Annotated in this window: 14 protein-coding genes; 9 read left to right on the forward strand and 5 right to left on the reverse strand. The window is 61.1% G+C overall.

Going from position 1 to position 16,068, the window contains the following annotated elements:
- The first annotated feature begins 50 nt into the window (after nucleotides 1-50).
- Genes NXC14_RS17665 through ugpC form a run of 5 tightly spaced genes read left to right on the forward strand, consistent with a single transcriptional unit; the run spans nucleotide 51 to nucleotide 4,805 of the window.
- Nucleotides 51-935 carry a sugar ABC transporter permease gene (locus NXC14_RS17665; protein ID WP_085779235.1) on the forward strand — a complete coding sequence of 295 codons (885 nt, stop codon included), beginning with the start codon at nucleotides 51-53 and terminating at the stop codon, nucleotides 933-935.
- Nucleotides 935-1,780 (forward strand): carbohydrate ABC transporter permease, encoded by an 846-nt coding sequence (locus tag NXC14_RS17670; protein WP_085779236.1) that lies wholly within the window; start codon nucleotides 935-937, stop codon nucleotides 1,778-1,780. Before NXC14_RS17665 ends, NXC14_RS17670 begins: the two co-directional genes overlap by 1 nt.
- Nucleotides 1,777-2,799, forward strand: coding sequence for an SIS domain-containing protein (locus NXC14_RS17675; protein WP_085779237.1), 1,023 nt, complete (start codon nucleotides 1,777-1,779; stop codon nucleotides 2,797-2,799). The genes NXC14_RS17670 and NXC14_RS17675 overlap by 4 nt, the downstream gene beginning before the upstream one ends.
- Complete coding sequence (locus NXC14_RS17680) at nucleotides 2,800-3,729, forward strand: PfkB family carbohydrate kinase (protein ID WP_085779238.1); 930 nt, start codon at nucleotides 2,800-2,802, stop codon at nucleotides 3,727-3,729.
- Nucleotides 3,726-4,805, forward strand: coding sequence for a sn-glycerol-3-phosphate ABC transporter ATP-binding protein UgpC (gene ugpC, locus NXC14_RS17685; protein WP_085779239.1), 1,080 nt, complete (start codon nucleotides 3,726-3,728; stop codon nucleotides 4,803-4,805). The genes NXC14_RS17680 and ugpC overlap by 4 nt, the downstream gene beginning before the upstream one ends.
- 20 nt (nucleotides 4,806-4,825) lie before the next feature.
- Here ugpC and NXC14_RS17690 read toward each other — a convergent pair whose 3' ends face one another.
- The 5 genes from NXC14_RS17690 to NXC14_RS17710 all read right to left on the reverse strand — a co-directional run bounded on the left by NXC14_RS17690 (nucleotide 4,826) and on the right by NXC14_RS17710 (nucleotide 10,591).
- Nucleotides 4,826-5,653, reverse strand: a complete 828-nt coding sequence (locus NXC14_RS17690) for a glycoside hydrolase family 16 protein (RefSeq protein ID WP_085779240.1) — start codon at nucleotides 5,651-5,653, stop codon at nucleotides 4,826-4,828.
- Between the two features lie 51 nt (nucleotides 5,654-5,704).
- Nucleotides 5,705-7,186, reverse strand: coding sequence for a lipopolysaccharide biosynthesis protein (locus NXC14_RS17695; RefSeq protein ID WP_085779241.1), 1,482 nt, complete (start codon nucleotides 7,184-7,186; stop codon nucleotides 5,705-5,707).
- Between the two features lie 80 nt (nucleotides 7,187-7,266).
- The gene (locus NXC14_RS17700) at nucleotides 7,267-8,511 is read right to left on the reverse strand and encodes a glycosyltransferase family 4 protein (protein WP_085779242.1); all 1,245 of its coding nucleotides are present in this window, start codon (nucleotides 8,509-8,511) and stop codon (nucleotides 7,267-7,269) included.
- A complete protein-coding gene (locus tag NXC14_RS17705) occupies nucleotides 8,508-9,857 on the reverse strand; it encodes a glycosyltransferase (RefSeq protein ID WP_157131426.1) in 1,350 nt (449 codons plus the stop codon). Before NXC14_RS17705 ends, NXC14_RS17700 begins: the two co-directional genes overlap by 4 nt.
- On the reverse strand, nucleotides 9,854-10,591 hold the full coding sequence (locus NXC14_RS17710) for a Crp/Fnr family transcriptional regulator (RefSeq protein ID WP_085779244.1): 738 nt from the start codon (nucleotides 10,589-10,591) through the stop codon (nucleotides 9,854-9,856). The genes NXC14_RS17705 and NXC14_RS17710 overlap by 4 nt, the downstream gene beginning before the upstream one ends.
- Before the next feature lie 456 nt (nucleotides 10,592-11,047).
- Between NXC14_RS17710 and NXC14_RS17715 the strand changes: the two genes are divergently transcribed.
- From NXC14_RS17715 to NXC14_RS17730, 4 genes are all read left to right on the forward strand, one after another.
- Nucleotides 11,048-11,749, forward strand: a complete 702-nt coding sequence (locus NXC14_RS17715; protein ID WP_085780174.1) for a sugar transferase — start codon at nucleotides 11,048-11,050, stop codon at nucleotides 11,747-11,749.
- A 113-nt stretch (nucleotides 11,750-11,862) separates the two neighbouring features.
- A complete protein-coding gene (locus tag NXC14_RS17720) occupies nucleotides 11,863-13,620 on the forward strand; it encodes a tyrosine-protein kinase domain-containing protein (RefSeq protein WP_085779245.1) in 1,758 nt (585 codons plus the stop codon).
- Nucleotides 13,617-14,630, forward strand: a complete 1,014-nt coding sequence (locus NXC14_RS17725) for a glycosyltransferase (protein WP_085779246.1) — start codon at nucleotides 13,617-13,619, stop codon at nucleotides 14,628-14,630. The genes NXC14_RS17720 and NXC14_RS17725 overlap by 4 nt, the downstream gene beginning before the upstream one ends.
- A gap of 4 nt (nucleotides 14,631-14,634) precedes the next feature.
- The gene (locus NXC14_RS17730) at nucleotides 14,635-16,011 is read left to right on the forward strand and encodes a polysaccharide biosynthesis/export family protein (RefSeq protein WP_085779247.1); all 1,377 of its coding nucleotides are present in this window, start codon (nucleotides 14,635-14,637) and stop codon (nucleotides 16,009-16,011) included.
- Nucleotides 16,012-16,068 lie beyond the last annotated feature (57 nt).

Genomic DNA, 16,068 nt, shown 5'->3' on the forward strand with positions numbered 1-16,068 from the left:
GCCTGCCGCCGCCCGGCCTCCATAACCTATGAATGAAAAGGGTCGCCTCGATGTCGGGCACTTGGCTGACAACCCGCGCGTGGCTTCTGATGCTGCCGCTTCTCGTGGTGATGATCTCGGTGATCGGCTGGCCTCTGGTCGATACCGTCGGCCTCTCCTTCACCGATGCCAAGCTTGTAGGCACCGAAGGACGCTTCGTCGGCCTCGACAATTACGTGAAGATGCTCTCCGGCTCGAATTTCCAGCGCACGCTCGTCACCACAGCATGGTTCGCGATCGTCTCGGTCTCCGCCGAAATGGTGATGGGCGTCCTCGCGGCCCTGCTGCTGAACCAGCAATTTCGCGGCCGCACCGCGCTTCGTGCCCTGATGATCCTGCCCTGGGCGCTGCCGACCGTCGTCAACGCCACGCTGTGGCGGCTGATCTACAATCCGGAATATGGCGCGCTGAACGCCGCGCTGACGCAACTCGGCCTGCTCGACGCCTACCGCTCATGGCTCGGCGAACCGGGCACGGCGCTCGCCGCCCTCATCGTCGCCGACTGCTGGAAGAATTTCCCGCTGGTGGCGCTAATCGCGCTCGCTGCACTCCAGGCCGTGCCGCGCGACATCACCGCCGCCTCGCTCGTCGACGGCGCCGGCCTCTTCGCGCGTTTCCGCTTCGTCATCCTGCCCTATCTCGCCGGCCCGCTGATGGTGGCGCTCGTGCTGCGCACGATCGAAGCCTTCAAGGTGTTCGACATCATCTGGGTCATGACCCGCGGCGGCCCGGCCAATAGCACACGCACGCTCTCGATCCTCGTCTATCAGGAAGCCTTCTCCTTCCAGCGCGCGGGCTCGGGCGCATCGCTCGCCCTGATCGTCACGCTGCTGGTAACGCTGCTTGCCGCAGGATACGCGGCGCTCGTGCGTAAGACTGCCGGGAGCGCCGCCTGATGGAACGCCGGAGCCCGCTCTTCTCAGCATTCATTCACCTCTGCGCCCTGCTGCTTGCCGCTGTCATCCTGGCTCCGATCCTGTGGCTTTTCATCATGAGCATCGCGCCGGCTGCCGATCTCGCCGCGAAGCCGCTGCGCTGGTGGCCGCAGGCGGTGGACTTTTCGCGATACCAGGTGCTGCTGTCGACACTCGAAAACAGCGCCGGCGCCGCCTTCACCTCGTCGCTGCGCAACAGCATCGAGGTGGCGGGCACGGCGACGATCGCCGCCATCGCGCTTGCCATTCCCGCCGGCTGGGCCGTGTCGCGCACACCTTCCGTCGGCTGGTCGCTGTCGATGGTGATCGCAACCTATATGCTGCCGCCAGTGGCGCTCGCAGTACCGCTCTATATGGGCCTCTCCCATCTCGGCATGCTGAACAACGTCTTCGGCCTCGCCCTCGTCTATTTGACGATCCTGGCGCCCTTCACCACTTGGCTGATGAAATCCGGCTTCGATTCCATCCCGCGCGAGATCGAATCTGCCGCGATGATCGACGGCGCCGGCCTGTTCCAGACGCTCCGGATCATCACATTGCCGCTCGCCGCCCCGGTGGTGGCGACCTCGAGCCTCTTTGCATTCCTGCTTGCCTGGGATGAATTCTTCTATGCGCTGCTCTTCACCTCGGACCAGCGCGCCAAAACGCTGACCGTCGCTATCGCAGATCTCGCCGGCGGCCGCGTCTCCGATTACGGACTGATCGCCACGGCAGGCGTGCTCGCCGCCCTGCCCCCGGTGTTGATCGGTCTCGTCATGCAACGCGCCCTGATTTCCGGGCTTACCAGCGACGGCGTCAAGGGATGAACATGACAACAGAAAGAAACCGGCCTGCCGGGCTTGCTGCGATCGATCGCGAAATGGCCCGCCAGCACGCCGATGCAATCGCCTCCTATGAAACGGCCGGACCGATGGCGGCAAGGGCCGCCGCCTCGCTGAAAAAGACCGGCCGCCTGCTCCTGATCGGCATGGGCGGCTCGCATGCGGTAAACCGCGCCGTCGAACCACTCTACCGTGGTCTTGGCATCGATGCCGTCGCGCTGCCGCTCTCCGAGCAGCTCGGCCAGCCGCTGCCGAGCGGCGGCAGGACGATCTTCGTTACCTCGCAATCGGGCGAAAGCGCCGAGGTCATGCGCTGGTTCAACGAGACCGGCGGGACGCCGGAAACTTTCGGCCTGACGCTTGAAGGCAGTTCCTTCCTAGCCAGGACCGCCCCCTCGCTGATCGGCAGCGGCGGCACCGAGCTCGCCTTTGCAGCCACCCGCAGCCTGACAGTGACCTTTGCTTTGCATCTGGCAATCCTCGCCGCCCTTGGCGAAGATCCGGCCCCGGCGCTTGCCGTCCTCAGGTCGCCGGAAGAGCATGACGTCGCAGCCGCGCTTGCAGCACTCGAAAACGTCGCGACCGTCGTCACGTCAGGCCGCCGCCTGCAAGGTGTCGCCGAAGCGCTGGCGCTCGGATTGACGGAGCTTTCGCGCCGCCCCTGCTTTTCCCTCGAAGGCGGGCAGCTCCGCCATGGCCCGATGGAAATGCTGGGGCCGGAGATTGGCGTCGTGCTGTTCCGCGGTCTGAACGAGACGGCCGGCCTGGTAACGGCAATGGCGATGTCTGCTGTCGAGACCGGCGCTCCCGTCATCATCTTTGACGCATCGACCGAAGCTCCGGTCGCCGGGGCGGTCACAATCCGCTTTCCCCCGGCAACGGGCCTCGCTGCGATCTTTGCGATGCTGCCGGTTGCGCAGCGGCTGATGATCGCCTTCGCCGACGCCCGCGTTGAGAATGCCGGAACGCCGGTTCGATCCACCAAGATTACCCGGAGCGAATGAATGCGGCCGCTTGCAGTCATCGGCAACGTCAACGTCGACCTGATCCTCGGACCGGCCGCCCCCTGGCCCAAGGCCGGGACGGAAATCATCGTCGATCATGACGAACTCAGGGTCGGCGGATCGGCCGGTAACAGCGCGCTCGCCTGGAAGGCGCTCGGGGTCGAATTCGAGATCGCCGCCAATATCGGCAGCGACCAGTTCGGTCACTGGCTGGCCGAAGCCTTCGGCCACCGTTCCGAGAAGTGGCCGATGCGCCCTGAACAAACGACCCTCTCCGTCGGCATCACCCACCCCGACGGCGAACGCACCTTCTTCACGACGCGGGGCCACCTGCCGCGCTTCAGCCTGGCCGATGTCTTCGCCGTCATCGACGGCAAAAGTCTGCGCGGCGGCTACGCGCTTCTCTGCGGCGGCTTTCTGACCGACGATCTGACCAGCCAATACGACGCCTTCTTCGACTGGGCCGAGAGCCATGACATCGCCGTCGCCCTCGACACCGGCTGGCCGCTCGACGGCTGGACTGAGCAGAATTGCGCTGCGACACGGACCTGGCTTTCTCGCAGCCGCATCGCGCTGCTCAACGAAGTCGAAACGACGACGCTTGCCGGCATCGCCGATCCGATCGAAGCCGCCCGGCACATCAGCTCGCATATGCCGCCAGGTGCGATCGTCGTCGTCAAACGCGGCCCCGATGGCGCCATCGCGATCGGACCTGACGGCCAGCTGGTGTCGGTGGCCGCGCCCGTTGTCGCGGTCGTCGACACGATCGGCGCCGGCGATGTCTTCAATGCCGCCTTCCTCGCAGCGCTGGCAAAGGATGAACCTTTGACGTCTTGCCTGAGAGCGGGAACCGAGGTCGCCTCGCGCGCCATCTCCACCCTCCCCCGCAGCTACGGTGACCCGACCTCTCCTCAGGAGCCACGGTCATGAGCGCCCTCGACATCGAAAACATCCGCAAGACCTATGGCGACGTAGAGACGCTGAAAGGCATCGATATCTCCCTGGAAAGCGGCGAATTCCTCGTCCTGCTCGGTTCCTCCGGCTGCGGCAAGTCCACTCTCCTGAACATCATCGCCGGCCTTGCCGAGGCGACGAGCGGTGACGTCAGGATCGGCGGCCGCTCGGTGCTCCGCGTGCATCCGAAGGACCGCGACATCGCCATGGTCTTCCAATCCTATGCGCTCTATCCCAATCTGACGGTGCATCGAAACATTGGCTTCGGCCTGGAAATGCGCAAAGTTCCGGCGCCGGAGCGCGACAGGGCCGTGCGCGATGCGGCAAAGCTCCTGCAGATCGAAAATCTGCTCGATCGCAAGCCGAGCCAGCTCTCGGGCGGCCAGCGGCAGCGCGTTGCGATCGGCCGTGCGCTGGTGCGCAAGCCGGAGGTGTTTCTCTTCGACGAGCCGCTTTCCAATCTCGACGCCAAGCTGCGCATGGAAATGCGCACCGAGATCAAGCGGCTGCACCAGATGCTGAAGACCACGGTCGTCTATGTCACTCATGACCAGATCGAGGCGATGACGCTTGCGAGCCGCATCGCCGTCATGCGCGACGGCCGCATCGAGCAGCTAGGCACGCCGGAAGAGATCTACAACAGTCCGGCGACGCTTTATGTCGCGACCTTCGTCGGCGCGCCGCCGATGAACCTTCTGACGGCAACGATCCGGGATAATCGACTGGTGCTCTCGGGTTCCGATACCAGCCTGCCTCTGCCCGTCCGCTTCGGTAAGGCGGCAGCCGATGGCCGCGACCTCATTCTCGGCATCCGCCCCGAGGCGCTTCGCACGGCTGGATCCGGGGCTTCGCTCGAGGCAACCGTGGAGGTTGCGGAGTTGACCGGCCCGGAGCTCGTTGTCACCGCCCTCGCGGGAAACCAGCGGCTGATGGCCTGCCTGCCGCCTCGCACCCCGGTCCGCGACGGCGAAAAACTCACGCTCTTCTTTGACGAGGAGGCGATGCATCTCTTCGATGCGCAAACCGGTCTCAGTTGCCTCCGCGGGGAGTAGAGCGATCAACGGTCGCTCGCTCAATTCGCCGCGTCGGCCGGCTTGCGCTTGTAGACGTGGATATAGTCGACGAGCAGGATGGAAGGATTTGGCGTTTCATCGATCGGCCAGCCCGAGCCGAGCGCCAGGTTCACCAGCGGATAAAACGGCATATGGAACTCCTTCGGCGTGTCGAAACTCCAGAGGTACTGGCGATCCAGGTAAAACGTCGTCTTGTCGGCCTGGATATCGACGCCGTAGGTATGATACTCGCTGTTCAAAATACCATCCTGCACGGTCTTCCAATAGCCGCCGTTGGAATTCTGGCCGCCATGAGCCTGGCGCCAGATATGAAAGCCCATGCTGAACTCGTAGGGCGCGCGTCCATAATATTCCAGGACGTCGATCTCGGCGGTGTATCTCGAGCGGTCGAGTCCGATGAGCCAGAAGGCCGGCCACACCCCCTTGCCCGGCGGCAGCTTCATCCGCGCTTCGAAATAGCCGAATTGCTGCGAAAAGCCCTCGCCTTTCGGATTGACAGCCGAGAGGAGGCCTGATCGCCAGGTTCCATCCTCGCCCTTGCGAGCCTCGATCTTCAGAATTCCCTGATCAGTCGTGAACGGAAAGCCGGGAGCCGGATCGGTAAAGCGGGCATCGCCGAAATCGCCGTTCCAGGGCGTATGAGCGATCCAGCGGGAACTTCTCTCTCCCCACGCCGAGACGTCGAGGTTGTCGAAATTTTCCTCGAACGTCAGCTGATACGCATTCATATTGATCGGCTCCTGGGCCACGCTCGGCTTGCCGGGCAAAGCTCCCAGACCAAGAACGACGAGCAGACCCAAAGTCTTAGAAGATATCCTGTAACGCATTCCGATTCTCCGAAAACGCTAAACCCGATCGCTGAACTTCACCTCTCGCCATCATGAGGTGAGAACTCCGTTTCGTCGCGGTGCCAGCCTTTGCACGAGGATGGTCTCGATACCGTCGGGCCGTCCGACGATCTGCCACAGCAGCAGCGCGAAGGCCCAGAAAATCGCCGCAACCGCGGCGCCGCAAACCGCCAGGCTGGCGATCAGGTTGAAGCCGACAGGCATGGCGGCGAGCATCGGCTGCACCCAGAGCAGGAAAGCGATCATCGGCACGCCAGCGGCCAGCGGCCGGCAAAAGGCGTTCAGCTGCGCGGCGAAACTCGCTCCGATCAGCCGCCGGGTGATGATGAGCGACGCGGCATAGGCGACGACCACGGCGATGATCCGAGCGCCGAGCGCGCCGGCCACCTGGAAATAGGCGATGCCAAGAATAGTCACCGGCACCCTGACGGCGAATTCGGCAAACATTCTGAGAGCGAGGGAACGGGTGTTATCCAGCACCATCGCCAATGCCGGAATGATATTCGTGGGAAGACCGAGCAGGCTGACAACGCAGAGCCATTGCAGGATCGGCGCGGCGGATGCCCATTTCTCGCCGACGAGGACGCGCACGGTCGGCTCGGCGAGCATGGCGAGCGCGATAAGAACGGGGGCTGCAACGAAGGTGATCGCGTTTGTCGCCTTCAGGTAGGCAGCGACCAGATTGCGGCGGTCTTCGACGGTGGAGAATCCCGCCATCAGCGGGCGCAGCAGCGGCCCGACGAAGGTTTGATACGGAATTCCGGCAATGTTGTCGGCGACGCTGAAGGCCCCGAATGTCGACAGGCCGGTAAAACGCGGCAAGAGCAGCCGGTCCAGCTGCCAGTTGATCGAATTCAGCACCTGCGACACGGTGTTCCAACTGATCATGTCCTGAAAATGCTTCCATTCCGACAGACTGAATGCCGGCCGCATCGGGGCAAAGACATAGGAGGTGATCATCGCCGCGGTCGGGCCTGAGACCGCGCCGACCGCGAGCCCCCAATAGCTGCCCGTCGCCACCGCCACGCCGACACCGAACAGCAATGTCGATCCCTTGGTAATCAGATCGAGCACGAATTCGCGCTTGAAATCGAACCGCTGCATGAAGAGCACCATCCGCGGGCTGACCATGCTGCGCATGGCAGGCGCGATCGAGAGAACGGCGACGAGGGCAAAAAGCCGGGGATCGCCGTAGATCAGGGCCATCGGCCAGGAGAGGACGATCATCAGCAGGCTGATAGCCGCCCCTCGAAGCAGGCTGAGAGTGAAAGCCGTGGCAAACATCTCTTTGGAAGGCGACGGCTGTCGCAGCAGAGCCTGCGTCAATGGCAGATCCAGAATCGTTTCGACGATGACGAGAACCGAGGTTGCAATGGCGACCAGACCGAAGTCCGCGGGACTCAAAAGCCTCGCCAGGATAAGCAGGCTCACAAAATCGAGCAGCCGCGCGAGGAACTTTCCGCTGATCGTCCAGATGCTTGCCGTCGCCGTTCTCTGAGATACGCTTGACATGATCTGCTATCTATTCCTCGTTGGCGGATTGAGACGGATTCAGTCGCGACCGCAAGATGACGCAGCTCCGGCCCCTGTTCTCAGCCCTGCCGTCTTCTCAGGCCCTCTGCGGATCGGTCGCCTCGGGCGGAAAGCTGTTGCTCAATGAGATCGGCCAGACGATCGCGGAACACGGCGGAGGAGAATTTCAGCGAGTGCGCGCGGATCGCTTGCGGATCGATATCGTCCTCGATTTCTTCGAATGCTGCCATCGTCTCCAGCAGCGCTTCCGTCGTCTGTTCGGCAAAGCGGAAGCCGACCTGCGGCGACGAAACGGTTTCCCTGGCGCCGCCGGCGTCGAAGGCGAGAACCGGACGGCCCGATGCCATGGCTTCCACTGGCAGGATGCCGAAATCCTCGGTGCCCGGAAACAGCAACGCGCGGCATCGCGACAGGTGGTCGCGCAGCACGTTGAAAGGCTGATGACCAAGGAACTGAACGGTCGGTCCGGCGATCGACTTCAGATAGGACAGCTGTTCTCCCTCGCCGATCACGACGAGCTTCCGGCCGGCCTCGGTGCAGGCGCGGACCGCAATATCAGGCCGCTTGTAGGTCGTCAGCTGCCCGGCATAGAGATAAAATTCGCCTTTACCCTTCCCCACCGCAAAGTCATCGGTCGCAACGGGCGGGTGGATGACGACGGATTCCCGGTCATAGAAGCGCCGGATGCGGCTTGCGACATAGTCGGAATTGGCGATGAAGGTATCGACGCGCGAAGCTGTCGTCACATCCCAGGCGCGCAGCATCGGCGCGGTGATCGACATCAAGGCACGACCTACCCAAGGCAGGCCATGACGGTAAACGTGGAATTGATCCCAGATGTAGCGCATCGGCGAATGGCAGTAGCAGACATGCAGCGCGTCGGCGCGCGTGATAATGCCTTTGGCCGGCCCGGATTCGCTCGACAGCACGAGATCGTAATCCTGCAGATCGAACTGCTCGAGCGCGAAGGGCATCAGCGGCAGCATCTTGGTGTAATGCCGCTGCGCGCCGGGGATCTTCTGCAGAAAGGAAGTGCGGATATTCCGCGTCTTTAGAAAGTCGCTGATGCGGTCCCGGTTGCAGACGAGGGTGAAGATGTCAGCCTGCGGAAACATGCGGCACAATTCTTCGACGACCTTCTCGCCGCCGCGCATCGAGACGAGCCAGTAATGGACGATAGCGACGCGCAGTTGCCCGGTCTCCTTGACGCTTCCTGCCTCGGCCAGGCGTCTCTTCGACATCACCGGCGCATCGCCGAGAAATGCCCTTGCGTCGGAAAGAGAGGTTGTTGCTTTGAAGGTCAAAGGAATGCTCCTTGTGTCGCCACACCGTCTGTCAGCTCGGGAACCGCATTCGTCGAAAGCAGCCTGCAATATTCGGCAAGGAGCGCGTCGCGCCATTGCTCATGCGTCGAGGCGAGATCCGGAGACATCAGGAAAGCCCTCTCGCTCATGGCGCGGATTTCATGCCTCGGCATTTGGCTAAAACGCATCAAGGCATCGGCAAAGACGATCTCATCACCCGTGTCGCAGGCGAATGCCATACCGGCCTGCTCCATTTCTTCGGCAAGGAATGCGTTGCGCGACATGATCACGGGGAGGCCGCTCCTCGCCGCTTCGATCGCCACGAGGCCGAACGGTTCGGGATAACGCGAGGGCATCAACAAGGCCCGCGCTTTGCGGATCGTGGTGCCGATCTCCGCATGCGATTGCCAGCCGACGGTCCTGACGTGATCGCCGGAAGCCTCAACCAAACCCCTCAGCGGCCCGTCACCGATCACGCAGAGCCTGGCACCCGCTCTTCGCGTCGCGGCCACGGCGTCCTCCACACCCTTTTCCTCATCGAGCCGTCCGATGAAGACGAACTCGTCGTTCGCCTCCGCCTCGATGCGCTGTTTCGACAGGGGAGCGACGGGATTGCGGATCGTCGTCATCCGGTCGGGCCGATAGCCGGCGCCGACGAGAAAGCTCGCCATTTTCTCATGCAGCAGGATGATCCGGCCGAAATCGGCCTGCGCCTTCAAAAGCCTGAGGATATTCGAGCCGCGGGCGACCCGCCACAATTTGTGCGAATAACTTCGCTTGTCGCACGCGGTCGCAATGCAGCCCGCACCGAGCGGACGCCGAAGGCAGATCTCTTGCGCCTGGTAATCGAAGAAGGCGCCATTGGGGCAGGCGGTGAAGAAGTCATGGGCGTGAACCAAACACCGTCCCGCGACCGGAGCCAATGCTCGGAAAAGCGCCGGTGACAGTATCTGATGCCAGCCATGTACGTGATAGACGGTTTTTGCCGTATCTTCTGCGGCAATCCAGTTGGCAACCATTCGGGTTGCCGCCCCATTATGAATGCCGGTCACGAAAGCCTTCGCGCGGTCGGCGCTCAGCAGATCGCGGCTGTTCAAGCCAACCATGGAGACACCAAGCGCAGCAAGCTCCGCGTTGGCCGCGTCATCCCCACAAATATAAGTGACGGGGATATCCAGGCCTCGAAAAAGCTTGGCTGACAGGACCGCCAACCCTGTTGCCCCGCCCCTGGCCACCGAGTAGTCGTCGATGACGACCACGCGATCAATGCTTGGCGTGCCGCCGCCGGGAAAGCGGCTGGCATTTGCGGCGAATCCGTGGACATCGGAAAGCGACGGGTGCATCACTTCACCGAAAACGCGCCGTTTACACAGGCCTCAAGCGCCTTGCGATTGAGAATTCTGATCTTGCCCTGCCCTCCGTCGATGATCTTGCATTCGCGCAGGCGCCGCAGGCACTGATTGACCTTCTCGCGGGACGCCGGCAGCGTTGCAGCCAGATCATTTTGCGAGATAATCACTTCGTCGCCGCTGTTTGCGGCATCTTTTCCGTAAACAGCCGAGAGCCGCAGCAGCGTGCTCGCCAATCTTGCCTGCAGCGTCGACGCCGCATTGGCGATGATCCTATCTTCAAGCTCCGAGATACGCGCCAAGGCCCTGGAGAAAACTTTTTCGCGGAAGTAAGGATCGCTGGCATACATGTCGCGCAGCAGCCGGCCTTCGAAGAAATGCAGCTCGCAATTGGAACCGGCTCGGTATTCGAGGTTCAACGTCTGCCGGCGCAAGACTTCAAGCTCGCCGATCAGACCTGTTTTCGGAATGATTTCGACGATGAATTCCCTGCCGTCAGGCAGCATCGTGCTTGCACTGACCAATCCCGAATGCACGCGAGCGAACATATCGACAAGGACGCCGGCGCCGGCAATGACCTCGCCACGACGGAAACGCCGTACGCTCGAGCGGCATGAAAGAAATTCATCTTCGATAACGATACCACTGTTGAGACGAATGCCGCCATTGGTCGAAATCGCGGCCTTGCCGATGCCGAGTCTGCGATCTGATGCATGCGTGATCCCGTCCATGCACTCCACTCCAGTACGAGAATGACTCTATAAATGCTGCACTGCATCAATTAGCTTGGATTAGTACGTTAGTCAAATAACATCAGCAAAGCGTGACTAAATTTCAAGTCTATATCAAATTAAAGTCTCAATCCCTCAAAAATTTGCGGCGCAAAGGTCAAAAATTCATCGTTGTAACTAGTATACATGCACATAAAGAGACTATTTTGATCAAAAAAAATCAACGCGTTAAAAGCAACATCAGAACTACGATATCGAATATTAGAGAATATTCATCTTGGTAGAGATTACAGAACCACTTAAAAGAATTGATGACACAGCTAAGCGATCGGAAATCTCTTATTCATCGTGGTAGCATAAAGAATTAATTAAGAATTATGACCTTGGTAACAGACAATCAGGGTGCGGCGCAGCAAGCTTTGAATGGTTCTTGACGGCAATTTTTTGGAGGCCGCGATGACATGGGAAGCACACAGTTTTGAGACCTGGTCGCGCGTCGAACGGACGGCAAAGGGCGGCGAGTTACGGGAGTCCCAGCCTCGCTCAGTGGGCAGGTCGGCGAAGCGAGCTATCGACCTTGTTGTCGCGATCACCGCGCTGGTCTTGCTCTCCCCGCTTCTGCTGATCGTGGCATTGATCGTGAAACTGTCCGACCGCGGCCCCGTCTTGTATTCCCATACACGCATTGGCTTCGGCGGCGCGCCCTTCGGATGCATGAAGTTCCGGACAATGAAGACCGATGCGAGCGTTCAGCTTGCCGAACTGCTGCAGAACAACCCGGCGGCCCGCAGCGAATGGGAAGCAACGCGCAAGCTGAAGAACGATCCGAGGATTACCGCAGTCGGCGATATCCTCAGGCGCTCGAGCATCGACGAGCTTCCCCAGCTGATCAATATCGTGCGCGGCGAAATGAGCCTCGTCGGACCCCGCCCGGTCACAGCCGAGGAATTGCCGCGCTACGGCGAACATATGTGGGCCTATATGGCAGTCCGTCCGGGACTGACCGGTCAATGGCAAACCAGCGGGCGCAACGACGTCAGTTACGACTACAGGGTTTCTCTCGACGTCCACTATCTCAACAATTGGTCGCTCGCTCGAGACTTCGTCATCATCGCCAAGACCATTCCTGCGCTGTTTTCCCAGCGCGGATCGTACTGAGCGTTCAGGGGGCCGCCGACCGTGCCCGAGATGGGGCGATGCGCTTCTCCCCGTCTCCTCCTAGCTGCCATTACCTGGTTATTCCTTGATTTCCCATTCCGGATTAGGACGACATGACCTCCAGCACGATCTTCAGCGGTGTCTCTTCCATATCCCTGCCTGCAGCAGCCACAGGCGGCGGGAATTCGCCGCTGACGCTGCGGGATATGCTCTTCTTCTTGAAAATGCGCTGGCATTGGATCGTCGTGACCACCATCGCTTTCCTGGCGATCGCCGGAATCTACCTGCTGACAGCCGAACCGACTTTCGTTGCCAGCACGCAGCTGGTGATCTTCCCCCAGGTGAGCGGCTCTGAAGCACAGAGGGCGTTCGCGGAAGATGCATTCATTGAAGGACAGCTGGAGATCGCCAGATCGAGCGATGTCGTCGGCGGAACGGTCGCAGCACTTGGTCTTGTTCACGACCTGGAGTTTGTCGATCAGACGCCTTCCCTGCAGGACAGAGCGAAGAATTGGTTGATGGGGCTTTCATCGCAAGCGGATATTCCATCGCAGGATACGGCGGGCAAGGGAGCGAGCGAAGCGCAACCGCGGACAGAGGAGGAACGGCTCCAGGACTGGGCAACCGCCAAACTGCTGAACATGATAGACATCCGACGGATCGGAAACTCGATGATCATCGAGATATCAGCTGCGGCATCCAACCCTCAGAAGGCCGTCGACATCGCCGACACGCTTGCCAGACAGTATATCCAGAAGAATATCGCAATGAAAGCCAACGCCGCCCGCCAATACAGCGACTGGCTGGCGAAATTCATAGCCGAGCAACAGCGAGGGCTGGCGGATACCGCCAGCGCCCTCGCCAGTTTCACGAGCAATCCACGCGACCAGGCCAAGCTTGCGGAGCTACAGAGCGCGACGGATGCCCGCCGGACCCTTTATGAAAGCACCTTGAACCAGCTGACCGAAGCCAGGCAACGCATCACTTATCCGATCTCCGATGCGACGATCGTCTCGCAGGCCACGCTGCCTCTTTCGAAGGCGAGACCACGCAGCACGCTCATCGCAGCCTTTGCGGCGGTTGTCGGCCTCGGTGCCGGTCTCGCACTCGCGATGATAAGGCACGCCAGCGACCGCCGGCTCGTCCGCCCGCATCAGATCACGGAAACCTGCGGTCTGCCCTTCGTCACAGTGCTGGCGACATCGAAAAGGATAGGGAACGGCGACCCGGCTCGTTTCCCCGCCGGGACGGACAGCAGCAGAGCCGCCTACCCCCCTATTCCTGGCATGGCGGAGCTGAGCGCAACGGTCGTCGGACTTCGGCGCAAGCGCCGGATCGTCATCGGAGTGGTCGCCGTCAATCCAGGCAGCGGAACATCGACCATCGCAAGTGATCTTGCTGTGCTGTCATCGGTATCTGGAGCGAAAACACTTTTGATTGATGCGGCCGCGCATAAATCATCGCTGAGCAACGCGCTCGCGCCTCATAGTTCCAGCGGTCTCGTCGATGTCCTCGACAATGGCGACCTCATTCAGACGGCCGCCTTGCCGCTCACCCCGACGCTGAAGTTCCTGCCGCTCGGCAAGGTGGATACCGTAACACCGGCCATTCGCCTGAGTTCCCGCCGCACGCAATTGAGCTTCGCCGAGCTGAAAAAGCAGTTCGACGCCATATTCGTCGACATTTCCGCCTTCTCCACGTCACCGGATGCCAACGCCATCGCGCCGGAGCTGGACGGCGTCTTGGTTGTCGCCTCGTACGGACGCACATCGATCGACGACGCCATGCGCGTCATCGACACGATGCGGAACGTCGGCGCGGAGATCCTCGGCGCAATCATCAATCACGCCCCGAAGAGCATGCAGTCATGACCGCCCGTTCGGCAGAAACGTCCAGGCAGGGCTACCGGATCGCACCGACGACTGTTTCCCACGACACGGAAGCAATAACGAGCCAACCGTTGCGGATTGCCATCGGAATTGCTTCGGCGGGGCGCCCTTCGATCCTGCTGGAAACGATCGAATATCTCGCCGGCCTGCCGGATCAGCCGCAGCGGTTAATCGTCTGCGTGCCGGGGATCGACGACGCCGCCGGGCTCGCCGGCCGCCTCGACGTGGAAGTCATTGTCGGCAGTCGTGGCCTGACCTCCCAGCGCAACAGCATCATCCGGGCAGCCGCGGTCGATACGGATGTCTTGATCTTCCTGGACGACGATTTCATTCCCGCGGCAACCTTCCTGTCACGAATGATGGCCGTCTTTGCAACAAAGCCTGACGTTGCGATCGCCACCGGCGAAGTCCTGGCGGACGGCGTCCTTGATGGGGGGCTCGACATGTCGAAGGCCCTGCAGGTTCTTCACACCGCCGGCGAAGGGTCCGAGCGGGTTACGGATGTCTATAATGCATACGGGTGCAATATGGCGGTTCGCTTGGCCCCCGTCCTCGAACACGCACTAGCGTTTGACGAGCAACTGCCGCTCTATGGCTGGCTTGAGGACGTCGATTTCAGCAGGTCCATTGCCCGCTACGGCAGATCCGTGCGCGTTGAAGGCGCTCGCGGAGTGCATCTCGGCGTTAGATCCGGGCGGCAGCCTGGCCGGAGACTCGGCTATTCGCAGGTTGCCAATCCTATCTACCTGATCCGCAAGGGCACGATGTCGAAGACCCGCGCGATAGCGCAGATCGGCCGCAACATCCTGGCGAACGCATTGGGCATAGTGTTCAACGATCGCTTGGTCGACCGATGGGGCCGTCTGAACGGCAATTTGCTGGCGATCGCCGATCTTCTTGCCGCGCGCTCCGCACCGTCCCGCATTCTCGAATTCGGCAATCCGCCGTCCCGCGCAATGGCGTCGCCGCCTATCGCAACGAAACGGAGATAGATCAATGCAGTCCACATTCTTAGCCGATCGCGTCGTCTCCGCACTCGCCTTGCTGGTTTTCTGCTGCATGACCGGCTGGAGCGTCGCCCGCGCGCAAACATTCACCCTCGTGGCGGAAGACAAGGTCAGACTTCGTGTCGTCGAATGGCGTTCAGCGGATTCCCGCTATGCCAGCTGGGAAGCTCTCGATGGCGTCTATACCATCGACGATACTGGTGATTTGTCGATCCCGATCGCTGGCCATGTACAGGCGTCTGGAAAAACATCCGAAGAACTCGCCGATGCCATCGCCAGCGCGCTCGCCGAAAAGGCGGAACTTCCTGGCAAGCCATACATCGCCGTGGAGGTTGCCGAGCATGCTCCGATATTTGTGACCGGCACCGTTCAAATTCCGGGACGCTACCCTTTTGAACCGCGGATGACGGTCATGAAGGCCATCAGCATCGCTGGCGGCTTTCTGCGGGAACGCGAGGACAATACTTATTTCGAACGCGACCGGATTCAGGCAGCCGGGGCCTTTCGGACCGCCGTCCTCAACCGGCGGGATCTCCTGATGCGGCAGGCCCGGCTGCGGGCGGAAATCGCCGGTGCGCAGAGTTTCGAGATTCCTGCCGAACTCGTGGGAACGCCCGACGTCGACAATCTGAAGGCACAGGAATTGAACCTGATGCGGCTGCGTCGCGTCGATATCGATAGCCAGATCGAAGCGGCGAATGACCTCGCCCGCCTCTATGGTCAGCAGGTCGAGTCGCTCGAGGCCAAGATCAGTTCGCAAAAGCGGCAGATTGACCTTGCCCAAAAGGAACTGGACAACGTCAACAGCCTGGTGAGCAAGGGGTTGGTCAGCAATTCTCGCCAGGTGTCTGTCGACCGCTGGGTTGCGGATGCCCAAGGTACCCTGATTGATCTCGAAGTTGCGCTGACCACGGCTCGGCAGGGCCTCAGTGAGGCCGACCGTTCCAAGATCAATATCGTCAATAGGCAGAACAGCGAAAACCAGGAGTTGCTGAATCAGGTCAACCTCGCGATCGGCAGAGCGGCGATCGATATCCAGGTGGCGCAGCTTCTTGGCGAGCAGGCCGGCTACGACGCTCAACTTGCTCAGATGAACACGGAGGCGCCGGGTATTGGCAGAGCGCAGAAGAACTACAGGATTGTGCGTCGCAATAGCGATGGAACCTCCAGCAACATCGTTGCCGACGAGCAAACCGCATTGCTGCCGCATGATCTTGTCGAGATCGGTTTGGACACCAATCTTCAGGCGCCGACTTCGCCTATACGGCCCCTACCCCAGGCCCAGAGCTCGACACTCCCGTCGTCTGATGTGGCCGGCGATGATCGAGCGGGTCACGGTTGGATATCCCAGACGGGCTCGAATTAGGAGGCGCGATGATGATCAGCGACGACAGCTGGCGGCTATCGCCTCGCATGGGATTTG

Origin of the sequence: Rhizobium sp. NXC14, assembly GCF_002117485.1 — a bacterium.
GTDB lineage: Bacteria > Pseudomonadota > Alphaproteobacteria > Rhizobiales > Rhizobiaceae > Rhizobium.

Coding starts and splice junctions, on each gene's coding strand:
- NXC14_RS17665 (WP_085779235.1), top strand. CDS start 51: ATGTCGGGCACTTGGCTGACAACCCGCGCGTGGCTTCTGATGCTGCCG.
- NXC14_RS17670 (WP_085779236.1), top strand. CDS start 935: ATGGAACGCCGGAGCCCGCTCTTCTCAGCATTCATTCACCTCTGCGCC.
- NXC14_RS17675 (WP_085779237.1), top strand. CDS start 1,777: ATGAACATGACAACAGAAAGAAACCGGCCTGCCGGGCTTGCTGCGATC.
- NXC14_RS17680 (WP_085779238.1), top strand. CDS start 2,800: ATGCGGCCGCTTGCAGTCATCGGCAACGTCAACGTCGACCTGATCCTC.
- ugpC (WP_085779239.1), top strand. CDS start 3,726: ATGAGCGCCCTCGACATCGAAAACATCCGCAAGACCTATGGCGACGTA.
- NXC14_RS17690 (WP_085779240.1), bottom strand. CDS start 5,653: ATGCGTTACAGGATATCTTCTAAGACTTTGGGTCTGCTCGTCGTTCTT.
- NXC14_RS17695 (WP_085779241.1), bottom strand. CDS start 7,186: ATGTCAAGCGTATCTCAGAGAACGGCGACGGCAAGCATCTGGACGATC.
- NXC14_RS17710 (WP_085779244.1), bottom strand. CDS start 10,591: ATGGACGGGATCACGCATGCATCAGATCGCAGACTCGGCATCGGCAAG.
- NXC14_RS17715 (WP_085780174.1), top strand. CDS start 11,048: ATGACATGGGAAGCACACAGTTTTGAGACCTGGTCGCGCGTCGAACGG.
- NXC14_RS17720 (WP_085779245.1), top strand. CDS start 11,863: ATGACCTCCAGCACGATCTTCAGCGGTGTCTCTTCCATATCCCTGCCT.
- NXC14_RS17725 (WP_085779246.1), top strand. CDS start 13,617: ATGACCGCCCGTTCGGCAGAAACGTCCAGGCAGGGCTACCGGATCGCA.
- NXC14_RS17730 (WP_085779247.1), top strand. CDS start 14,635: ATGCAGTCCACATTCTTAGCCGATCGCGTCGTCTCCGCACTCGCCTTG.